Raw genomic sequence first — 11,442 nt, forward strand, 5'->3', positions numbered from 1 at the left:
GAAGCCATATTTTGATTAAAACCAATTATGGATTAATATTATCCTTTTTAGGCTTTGTTTTTGTTTCTACAATTTCTGCAACCGCTACCACTTCTTTACGTGCTTGAGGATCCATTAATTCCATCAGTTTCAGTCCCAATAGGCCATCCATTGCCGAACCACCATGATTCCCACCATTGCCACCAATTAATACATCAGGAATTAGTTTCACATTACCTTTTGATAACTCTTCGGTAATTTTGTAACGGGTAAAGTTTTCGCCTCCCAAAGCTTTCACAGCAAGTTCGTAAGCTTCGGCGGTTGATTTACCTACGGCTAAGATTTTACCTGCTTCGGCACTACCTGTTAACGAAATCTGCTCAGCCTCTGCCGAAGCCCTTAACTTAATGGCTTCCGAATCGGCCTGTGCCCTTGCTTTGGTGGCTTCTGCTTCGGCATGTGCCCTCATTTTAGTGGCCTCAGCTTCTGCACCCACAGCTAGTTTTACACCAGCGGCATCACCTTCAGATTTTTTAACGGTTGCACTTGCGGTACGTTCGGCTATCTCTACACTTTGTTGTGCTTTCACAATATCTTTCTGCATATCGGCAATCGCAGTTTCTTTCTCCATCCCCTGGCGCGTTTCCTGTGCCTGTTTCTGGGTTTCGTAAGTAACCTTCTGCTCTTCTGCAATTTTACGGTCGGTTAAGGTTTTCATTAACGATTCTGGCGGAACAATGTCACCGATCAACGTATCAACCGCATTTACGTTATATTCGTCAAGCACCTTGCGGATATGCTCTTTTGCCGATTCCTGACGCTCTTTACGTGTACTTAAAAAAGCAATTACATCACTTCCTTGTGCCGAGTTACGGAAATAGTTACCAATTGTAGGCTCTAAAACCTGCGAAACCAGGTTAACCATGTTACCAAAACGTGCAATTACTTTAGGGGCTTCTGTAGTTGGTACATGGATAATCTGCGCCACATCCAAATTGAAGGGGAAACCATCTTTTGAACGTACTGTAATGGTCGACAGGTTTTTATCCAAATTGTGCGCTTCGCTACGTGCCGATGCCCAGTTTAACACCAGATTAGTTGTTGGCACCAATTCTACCTTCATAATGTATTTGTTAATCGGATATTTACCCGGGCCAAGCGGTTCGAGCCAAACACCTTTAGAACCTTTACCAACGATATTACCGTGTTTAAAATCGGCACCAGTTAAGTCATTTCCATCTGTACCAATAAACGAGATCACAACGCCTACATAACCGATTGCGATTTCAGTCATCGGGATTTCCTCTAATTGAATTGCCCATGGGTTAAGGTTGTAAGATCCTGCTAAAATTACCTGAGGTTGTAAACCACGATTACCACCTTGTTTGATAAAGGCATCGAAATCCTGAAAATTGTTGTGTCCATCAACCAGTTTACCAGCAATCTGGTTGGCCTCAATCGGCAGACCATCTAACGTGGTTACAATACCCACCATACTTTCCTGGATCCTGATCATATCGGTAACGGAAACCTGAAACAACATCGTATTGATACGATAAGAACCCGAAGTGATATAAGAGGTTTGCCGGCCTCGCTGACCGCCGTTATCAAGAAACTTCACCGCATCCTGAAAATTATCAGATTCTACCCGCTGTCCGAGGATATTTCCCGTCGGGATTTCCGAACCATCTTTAGCCATAATGAGCCCAATTTTACCTTCAGGAATGATGGTAAATTGTTCCATGGTTACGCTGTACTGCCAGAACCACATTCCGAAATACAATCCCGGCGCCAGTGTTTTTCCCTGGAAACCAGCTTCGCCTTTAACGGCGATAATGCGGCCATCGGGCAGCTCTCGGTCGGAACCGAAGAGCACAAATTTTTTGGTAATCAATCCGATCCTATCTTCGGGAACAATAACCATCCCGAATAAGAAACGTAAAATATATTTGTATAAAACTACGCACAACAGTGCCACTAAAACCCACCAATAGTTAGAAATGAGCGATTCCATAATTTATATTATTTTCTGTTTTTTTTACCCTAATAAACCATTTATTAAGCATGATATTGATAGCAAACGATGTGCTTTGTTACCATTTTCAACACTTATTTTTAAACTATTTTTTATTGATTTTAAGCCCTTAAAGATGGCTCAAGATTGATTTTAACCGAAATACCAAGTACAGATGACATTTTTGCAAATAGCCAAACTGAACGCTTATAAAGCACAAAAACTAACCTTTTAGGTTTTAGCGAATAGCTCCGGAAATTTTAAATGTATAATTAACAATTAATAAGGAAAAAGCTGTCCTTTTTTAGACCTATACAATTGACCAAATTGGAGTACAGTATTTCATCAAAATTTGGAACCAAATAGAGGTGAGCAGAAATAAAGAATTTTCAGAAAAGAGCAGGACCCAGGTTAACTAAACCCGATTGTACGAATGCCGATTCCTTCCAATCGGCAGAAGGAAAAGCGGGACAGGAACCGCCCCAAAAGCATGGAACCTTGCTTTTCAAATTATTTTAACCACAAAAACACGGAGATCACAAAGTTTTATGCGCCTATTTCTACACGATATTCCTGTTGCAGTTCGAATAAGCACTTGGCACACAGGCAGCCATCGTATAGCTCTGAGATATACTGTACCTCGTTAATACTTAACTGCACTACGCTGCACTGACATTTGGTATAAGAGTTTGCTTTGCATTCAATAGCACCATTACATCGCTCGCAAGGAATGATTTCGTGTTTGGCGCTATGGATGTGTGAAGACATATACAAAAGTATAAACAAAAAATAAGGTTTTGAGCGTTTGCCCAAAACCTTACGATATTATTAGATTCGTCATCCTGAACTTGTTTCAGGATCTTATTTGATAGATGCTGAAATAAATTCAGCATGACGGCCACTCTTAAAAGTCCCCTTTAGGGGATTTAGGAGTTTATCCAGAGCAGCTAATGCATCCTTCTTCCATTGAACAAACTGGTCCGTCAACGATTTCTTCTGCAACCTGATCTTGTGTCATCTCAGCAGGAATAACCGCTTCGATGGCTTTACCACCCTGGTTTTCTACTGTAAATTTAACCGCCTGAGAAGCTGCCTGAGTACGTAAGTAGTACATACCCGTTTTCAAACCTTTCTCCCATGCGTAGAAGTGCATTGAAGTTAATTTTGAAGTATTTGGTGCATTGATAAACAAGTTTAATGATTGCGATTGGCAGATATAAGCACCGCGATCGGCAGCCATATCGATGATGTTACGCATCTTGATCTCCCAAACCGTTTTGTACAATTCTTTGATGTAATCTGGAATCGAATCAATTGCCTGAACTGAACCGTTAGCCAATATGATCTGGTTTTTCATATCGTTGTTCCACAATCCTAATGCTACTAAATCTTTCAATAAGTGTTTGTTTACCACTACAAACTCCCCGCTTAATACACGACGGGTGTAAATGTTAGAAGTATATGGTTCGAAACATTCATTGTTACCTAAAATTTGAGAAGTAGAAGCAGTTGGCATTGGTGCAACCAATAATGAGTTGTACACACCATCTTTAACTACTTTTTTGCGCAATGCATTCCAATCCCAACGGCCACTATCTGGTGTAACATTCCATAAATCGAACTGGAATTTTCCTTTTGATAATGGAGAACCTTTAAAAGTTTGGTAAGGACCATTTTTCACAGCCAAATCGTGCGAAGCAGTCATTGAAGCGAAATAAATCGTTTCGAAAATATCTTTATTTAAACGTTTAGCCTCATCACTTTCGAAAGGTAAACGCAATAAGATAAAGGCATCAGCCAAACCTTGTACACCTAAACCAACCGGACGGTGACGCATGTTTGAATTTTCGGCTTCTGGTACCGGGTAATAATTATGATCGATGATCTTGTTCAGGTTTAAAGTAGCCTGATAAGTTACATCATATAATTTTTGGTGATCGAAAGCACCATTGATTACGAAACGAGGCAATGCTAACGATGCTAAGTTACAAACCGCAACTTCATCTTTAGAAGTATACTCAATAATTTCGGTACACAGGTTAGAACTCTTAATGGTACCTAAATTTTGTTGGTTAGATTTGCTGTTCGCAGCATCTTTAAATAACATGTATGGTGTACCAGTTTCAATTTGAGAATCTAAGATAGCAAACCAAAGTTCTTGTGCTTTAATGGTTTTACGGCCACGGCCTTCTGCTTCGTATTTAGTATACAAGACTTCGAACTCAGCACCGAAACAATCTGCTAAACCTGGTGCTTCGTGCGGACAGAATAATGTCCATTCGCCATTATCTTTAACGCGTTGCATAAACAAATCGTTAATCCAAAGGGCATAGAACAAATCACGCGCACGCATTTCTTCTTTACCATGGTTTTTACGCAAGTCTAAGAATTCGAAAACATCGGCATGCCAAGGCTCCAAATAAATCGCAAACGCTCCTTTACGTTTACCTCCGCCTTGATCTACGTAACGGGCAGTATCGTTAAATACACGTAACATTGGAATAATACCATTACTTGTACCGTTTGTACCACCAATGTACGATCCTGTAGCACGGATGTTGTGGATACTTAACCCAATACCACCAGCACTTTGCGAAATTTTAGCCGTTTGCTTTAAAGTATCATAAATACCTTCAATACTGTCATCTTGCATGGTTAACAAGAAACATGACGACATTTGAGGTTTTGGGGTAGCTGCATTGAACAATGTTGGTGTAGCATGTGTAAACCAACGCTCGCTCATTAAGTTATAGGTTTTGATTGCGCTATCGATATCTTCTTTGTGGATACCAACAGAAACACGCATAAACAAATGCTGAGGGCGTTCTACAATCTGACCGTTAACTTTTAAAAGGTAAGATTTTTCTAAAGTTTTGAAACCGAAATAATCGAAACCAAAATCGCGGTCGTAAATGATAGAACTATCTAAAATATCCTTGTTTTTTTCTATAATCTCATAAACATCATCAGCGATAAGCGGTGCTGCCTTCTGCGCTTTCGGGTCGAAATATTCGTACAACATTTTCATCGTACCCGAGAATGATTTAGTGGTGTTTTTATGCAGGTTGGAAACCGCAATACGCGATGCTAGCAAAGCATAATCAGGGTGCTTCGTTGTTAACGATGCAGCAGTTTCTGCAGCAAGATTATCCAACTCAGATGTGGTTACACCATCATATAAACCTTCAATAACCTTTTTGGCAACATCAATTGGATCTACTAGATCTGAATTTAAACTATAGCACAACTTTTGAATACGAGCTGTGATTTTGTCAAATTGCACCGCTTCTTTGCGGCCATCTCTTTTTAGTACGAACATATTTTATGAGATTTAAGTTTTATTATTAAGTCGTGATTATCAAGCATCAAGACTTAATCATCACTTTTGTATTTTTTGTTATTTTATTTGATTGGTATCAAGTAATGAGTATCGGGTATTGATATTTAAACCTTATGCCTTACACCCTCTACCTTTTACCCTAAAAGTCCTCGTCTAAAGAAAACGCCTGTTTGTTATTATCAGCAGAGGTTAATACACCGCTTTTTTGATAATCGCCAACACGTTTCTCGAAGAAATTGGTTTTACCCTGCAATGAAATCATTTCCATAAAATCGAATGGATTTGTGGCGTTGTAGATTTTTTTGTAACCCAGCTCTTGTAACCACCTGTCGGCTACAAACTCAATGTATTGGCTCATTAACTTGGCATTCATACCAATTAAGGCAACAGGCAATGCTTCGGTAATAAACTCTTTTTCAATTTCTACAGCATCGCTGATAATGCCATGAACTTGTTCTTCGCTCAATTTATTACTCAACATGCTATACAACAAACAAGCAAATTCACAGTGCGAACCTTCATCTCTCGAAATTAATTCGTTACTGAAAGTTAATCCTGGCATTAAGCCACGTTTCTTTAACCAGAAAATAGAGCAGAAACTTCCGCTAAAGAAAATACCTTCAACCGCAGCAAATGCCACTAAACGTTCGGCAAAGGTACCGTTGTCGATCCAGCGTAAAGCCCACTCCGCTTTTCTTTTTACTGCAGGAACAGTATCAATAGCGTGGAACAAACGGTCTTTTTCTTCGGGATCTTTAATATAAGTATCGATTAACAGGGCGTAGGTTTCGGCATGAATGTTTTCCATCATAATCTGGAAACCATAAAAACAACGTGCTTCTGGCAATTGAACCTCACTCATGAAATTTACTGCAAGGTTTTCGTTCACGATACCATCACTAGCAGAAAAGAAAGCAAGGATATGAGAAATGAAATGTCTTTCGCCATCATTTAAATTATCCCAGTGTTTCTGGTCGTCAGAAAGATCAATCTCTTCTGCAGTCCAAAAACTAGCTTCGGTCTTTTTATACATTTCCCAAATTGCCGGATACTTAATCGGCAAAAGCACAAATCTATCTTTGTTTTCTTGTAGTAGTAATTCCTGTTCCATACGCTGATATTTTTAATTCTATTTTTTTAACAGAGCCGACAAAGGCACGCATCCATCAATTTTATATGATGATTGTAATGTCTTTTATCAAAACGCTGTTGTGAAAGTGCTAACCCTATTGCCCGACAAACAACTGAATTTTTAGTTAGGGAAATTTAAAATAGTAATCAGGATGATATACGTGTAAATTACTAAAAACTAAGCTTTTATATTTGTTTTCAAGCGCAAGAAGTTAAAGAACTTTGTTATAACAAATATATATACGGTGGCCCTTTTTTGTGAACCAAAGTTGTTAACACCTCACCCAATTGCTGGGGAAAAACGATCAGTCGAATATCATTTTCAAGCGAAAAAAAAGCTAATCGTTTCTTTTCAAGGGTTTAGCAAACAAAAATGAGTGTTAATAACTTAAATTTGAGGGGTATAATAAGCCCTAAATAGAGCTAAAAAGAGTGTTACTCAAGCGTATAACTAAGGCTTACTTTAGCTATGCCTTTACTATAAATACCAATCTGTTTTGCTGCACGTTCAGACAGATCTATAGCTAATCTTTTAGAGAAAGGACCACGGTCATTTATTTTCACTACTACTGATTTTCCGTTATCAGGATTGGTTACTGTAACCAAGGTGCCAAATGGCAAAGTAAGGTGGGCGGCCGTTAATTTTTTTGCCCTATATTTGGCGCCGCTGGTGGTTCGGCGGCCTTCGAATTTTCTGTGATAATAAGTGGCGAGAACTGTTTTTTTAATGCTATCTGGTTCGTTTGATGAATCAGAGTCTTGTGCTTTACCTTGTAAAAACAGGAAACAAAAACTTAATAACAGCAGATACTTCATAGGCTAAATTTTCTTTATCGAGCCTGCAAATATAAGCATTTAGTTTATAATCAATAATTTGGGGAAAAACAGCCTTATTTTGTGCATTAAAAAAGGCGTACAACTTATTGCTGTACGCCTCTACCTAACCCTACTATACCCACCTTATTTTTTATCCGGCACGAAATTCATTGAGATAGAATTTACACAATGACGGGTGTCTTTATTGGTAAATCCTTCGCCTACAAATACGTGACCAAGATGCGCGCCACAATTGGCACAAACTATTTCTGTACGTGAACCATCTGCATCAGGAATACGCTTTACAGCGCCTTTAATTTCGTCGTCGAAAGCAGGCCAGCCACAACGTGCATCGAACTTGCTCTCAGAACGGTATAGGGCTGCATTACAACGTTTGCAGGTATACGTTCCTTTATCTGTTGTATGCTCGTATTTACCTGTACCAGGGTATTCTGTACCTTTATTTACAATTACTCTTTCTTCTTCGGGTGTTAATGGATTCCAGTTCATTTTCTTCTTTGGTATGATTTGTTCTGTTTCCTTCGATTGTTTTACGGCTTTCTTATCTTGCTTTTGTGCACAAGCTGAAAGACCTGTTATTAAAACAACAGCAGAAAGCAAAAATAGTTTATTTAACATCGTTTTCATACCTCAATATACGCTATAGATTTTGTTTTGGTTTGCTGGTTTTGAATTATGGCGTACAGTTTACAGAGCGATGATAAATGTGTGTTTTTAGTTGGGAGTTTTGGGTGCAGAACCTCACCCTAACAAAGTTTGGGTGGTATGTTCTTTTTCTACACGTCCCTCTCCTGGAGGAGAGGAAACGAGGGTTAGTGGTTTTAACCCATAGCCTAACCACTCCTATAGCCTCTTCCACACATGGTTATGGGGAAATTGGGTTCAATGGATTCAACCTCGTAGTTAAGCTTAGTCAAAAGCTTTAAGATTAGCTTACCTAAGCACTTGCGTGGTTCACACCTGCGCGAGAACGACGGAATGAAAACGAAAAAAGACAGGAATGAAAGCCCAGCTTTGTGTGCTTTGTGCCTTAGTGGTTAACAAACCTTAGCGCTCTCTGCGGTTAAACGATGTGAGATCAAAAACCAATTCTTTTCCGTGCCTTCAGTGCTTCCGTGGCAAAATCACAAACAAAAAGCGTCCCGAAATTAATCGAAACGCTTCTTTTTATAATGAGACTTTTAAACCTTATTTTGCTAATTCTTCTGCCATTGCAGCACCAATTTCAGCAGGGCTTTCTACTACACGAATACCACACTCACGCATGATTTTCATTTTAGCAGCTGCAGTATCATCGGCACCGCCAACAATAGCACCAGCATGGCCCATTCTACGTCCCGCAGGCGCAGTTTGACCAGCGATGAAACCAACAACAGGCTTAGTACCGTGTTCTTTGATCCAACGGGCAGCTTCAGCTTCCATTCCACCACCAATCTCACCAATCATGATGATACCGTGTGTTTCAGGATCGTTCATTAATAATTTAACTGCTTCTACAGTTGGTGTTCCGATAATTGGGTCACCACCAATACCGATAGCCGTTGTAATACCTAAACCAGCTTTAACCACTTGGTCTACCGCTTCGTAGGTTAAAGTTCCTGATTTAGAAACCACGCCTACATGACCTTTTTTGAAGATAAACCCTGGCATGATACCAATTTTAGCTTCATCGGCAGTAATTACACCTGGGCAGTTAGGGCCTATAAGGGTAACATCGCGATCAGCAATATATTCTTTAACCTGAATCATATCCTTAGTTGGGATACCCTCAGTAATACAAACAATAACTTTAATACCGCCTTCGGCAGCTTCCATAATTGCATCAGCAGCAAAAGCTGGTGGTACAAAAATGATAGATACATTTGCACCCGTTTTATCAACGGCATCTTTAACAGTATTAAAAACAGGCTTTTCTAAATGCAATTGCCCACCTTTGCCAGGCGTTACACCACCAACTACGTTTGTACCATAGGCCAGCATCTGCTCAGCATGGTAAGTTCCTTCGTTTCCGGTAAAACCCTGAACGATAACCTTAGAATCTTTATTTACTAAAACGCTCATGTATCAATATTTTTTTGTGCAAAGCTAATATTATTGTAATGGAATTCAAATCTAAAACCATATTATTTAGTCCGTTTTTTCAGGAAAATGTAAGGAAATGCTTTATGGCGGCTATAGCCCGTCATACGCTTTATCCAGAAGTAAAGTTGAGAGTGCCTTTATAGCGCTTAGATACAAAAAAGAAATCCTTTTTGCACCATATCAGGAGCAAGCCTTTCGGTTATAAACAGGAGTGTAGTAACATAAAGCGGATTGAAGAGCTTCAAACAGCAAAAACGGTAAACTGTTCGTTCTCAAATAAAAAATGTTAATGTTTAGGAAATGAACAGTTCAGTTCTTTTGGCGGCTTTCAGTCCCGCTCCCGCTTCTGCCGATGAAACCTGTGAAAAAGCAAGCACACCATAAAACAAGAAAAACAAGTGCTTAAATCGGCATCACGCTTTGATCGGGTTTAGTTACAGCGGTTAAATGATTTTGGCCACATGCTAGCAGCAAACCATTCGGTTATAAACCTGACAGGAACGGCAGCCTCCGATTTAAGCACCGGTTTATGTTATATTTTGGTGTGCTTGCTTGTTTCACAGGTCTTCTATCGGAGCTATAGTGGATGGCAGGGCTTCAAACGCCAAGAACTACAGCCCGTTCGTTTTCAAATCAAAAACATTAATGCCTAGGGTTAAGAAATAAGCAGTCTGGTTCTTTTGGAGGTTTAGTAACAAAGTGCTGGTGCTTGTGGCAACATCCATGCAAAACGCTTAAATTTATCTTTTGAGCTTAAAGATTAAAGACCAAAGCTAAAAGACTAAATATACATAATGAAAAAATTAATTCCAATCGCAACCATTTTTGCAAGCTTTTTTGTTTCAATAAATGCCCATGCGCAAAGTACCGACACTACTAAATATATTCTCCAAAACGATGTTGAAATAGCCAAAGAAGAACCAGGAACACATAATGGTGGTGGTAAAACAATTGGTTTTAACTTTTTTGGCGATGCTAAAAATCTGAAAACAGCATTCCGTAAAAGGATTTTAAAACCAGGCTCTTCTATTGGTTACCATTTACAAAAAGAAGATGAGATTTATTATGTGATCAGCGGAAACGGAACCATGCAGATGAACGGAAAAACCTTTGCTGTTAAACCTGGTGATGCCATTTTAACCCGGCCAGGGAGTTCGCATGGTATTACCCCAAATGCGGGTAACGACTTGACCATTTTAATTGTTTACGAAAAGAAATGATGATATTCGGACCTAAGCCATTTCCTCCCCCTTCGGAGGGGATAAGGATAGCGCTATTTTTCATCCCCCTGCCCCCTTCAAAGGGGGACGTTGGATACTACAACTAGAGAACAGATAACCAAAAATGGAACTAGAAAAACATTATACCAATAGAACGGGCTGGCTAAGGGCTGCCGTACTTGGTGCCAACGATGGCATTATTTCTACAACCAGTTTGGTTATTGGTATTGCCGCAGCCAGTGATACGAGGAGTCCGATTGTACTGGCAGCCCTGGCTGGATTAGTGGCTGGTGCACTATCTATGGCTGCTGGCGAATATGTTTCGGTAAGCTCACAGGCCGATATTGAAAAAGCAGATCTGGCACGCGAGCAAATAGAACTCGAAACCATGCCTGAGGTAGAGCTGAAAGAACTTGCCAAGATATATGTAGCGCAAGGCTTAGATGAAGATTTAGCGATGCAGGTGGCCATAAAATTAACCGAGAAAGATGCTTTATTAGCACATGCAAGAGACGAACTGGGCATTAACGAGATTACCCAGCCAAAACCACTTCAAGCTGCTTTTGCATCTGGAGCATCTTTTATCAGCGGCGGCATCTTACCCTTTCTTGTTGCTTTTCTTGCTCCGATAAAGTCGATGGTATTTTATCAATACGGTTTTGCCATCGTATTCTTGGCTTTATCGGGTGCAATTGCAGCAAAGGCAGGTGGCTCAAGTATGATTAAAGGGATATTACGAATTTGTTTCTGGGGAACTGTTGCCATGGTAATAACTGCTTTAGCCGGATATCTCTTTGGCACTAAGATCAGTTAAGAGTTCTCCGCAGGCATTTTAAGGT

The 11,442-nt window shown here is 39.8% G+C and carries 10 protein-coding genes; 3 read left to right on the forward strand and 7 right to left on the reverse strand.

Annotated features, from left to right (window positions below):
- Nucleotides 1–25 precede the first annotated feature (25 nt).
- The 7 genes from EZ456_RS12375 to sucD form a co-directional block, all read right to left on the reverse strand.
- Nucleotides 26–1,993 carry an SPFH domain-containing protein gene (locus EZ456_RS12375; protein WP_131530557.1) on the reverse strand — a complete coding sequence of 656 codons (1,968 nt, stop codon included), beginning with the start codon at nt 1,991–1,993 and terminating at the stop codon, nt 26–28.
- A gap of 546 nt (nt 1,994–2,539) precedes the next feature.
- Complete coding sequence (locus EZ456_RS12380) at nt 2,540–2,761, reverse strand: cysteine-rich CWC family protein (RefSeq protein WP_131530559.1); 222 nt, start codon at nt 2,759–2,761, stop codon at nt 2,540–2,542.
- A gap of 166 nt (nt 2,762–2,927) precedes the next feature.
- Entirely contained in the window at nt 2,928–5,312 is a 2,385-nt protein-coding gene (locus tag EZ456_RS12385) for a ribonucleoside-diphosphate reductase subunit alpha (protein ID WP_131530561.1), read from the reverse strand.
- Nucleotides 5,313–5,472: 160 nt separating this feature from the next.
- Entirely contained in the window at nt 5,473–6,444 is a 972-nt protein-coding gene (locus tag EZ456_RS12390) for a ribonucleoside-diphosphate reductase small subunit (RefSeq protein WP_131530563.1), read from the reverse strand.
- Between the two features lie 455 nt (nt 6,445–6,899).
- Nucleotides 6,900–7,280, reverse strand: coding sequence for a septal ring lytic transglycosylase RlpA family protein (locus tag EZ456_RS12395; protein ID WP_131530565.1), 381 nt, complete (start codon nt 7,278–7,280; stop codon nt 6,900–6,902).
- 144 nt (nt 7,281–7,424) lie between these two features.
- Nucleotides 7,425–7,928, reverse strand: coding sequence for a methionine-R-sulfoxide reductase (locus EZ456_RS12400; protein ID WP_131530567.1), 504 nt, complete (start codon nt 7,926–7,928; stop codon nt 7,425–7,427).
- Nucleotides 7,929–8,489: 561 nt separating this feature from the next.
- Nucleotides 8,490–9,362: a succinate--CoA ligase subunit alpha gene (gene sucD / locus EZ456_RS12405; RefSeq protein WP_116251676.1), complete on the reverse strand. Its 873-nt coding sequence runs from the start codon at nt 9,360–9,362 to the stop codon at nt 8,490–8,492.
- Between the two features lie 38 nt (nt 9,363–9,400).
- Between sucD and EZ456_RS25665 the strand changes: the two genes are divergently transcribed.
- The 3 genes from EZ456_RS25665 to EZ456_RS12415 all read left to right on the forward strand — a co-directional run bounded on the left by EZ456_RS25665 (nt 9,401) and on the right by EZ456_RS12415 (nt 11,417).
- On the forward strand, nt 9,401–9,526 hold the full coding sequence (locus EZ456_RS25665) for a hypothetical protein (RefSeq protein WP_262711989.1): 126 nt from the start codon (nt 9,401–9,403) through the stop codon (nt 9,524–9,526).
- A 651-nt stretch (nt 9,527–10,177) separates the two neighbouring features.
- Nucleotides 10,178–10,603 (forward strand): cupin domain-containing protein, encoded by a 426-nt coding sequence (locus tag EZ456_RS12410; RefSeq protein WP_131530569.1) that lies wholly within the window; start codon nt 10,178–10,180, stop codon nt 10,601–10,603.
- Nucleotides 10,604–10,727: 124 nt separating this feature from the next.
- Nucleotides 10,728–11,417 (forward strand): VIT1/CCC1 transporter family protein, encoded by a 690-nt coding sequence (locus tag EZ456_RS12415; RefSeq protein ID WP_131530571.1) that lies wholly within the window; start codon nt 10,728–10,730, stop codon nt 11,415–11,417.
- Nucleotides 11,418–11,442: the final 25 nt, after the last annotated feature.

The organism is Pedobacter psychrodurus, assembly GCF_004331735.1.
GTDB classification, from domain to species: domain Bacteria; phylum Bacteroidota; class Bacteroidia; order Sphingobacteriales; family Sphingobacteriaceae; genus Pedobacter; species Pedobacter psychrodurus.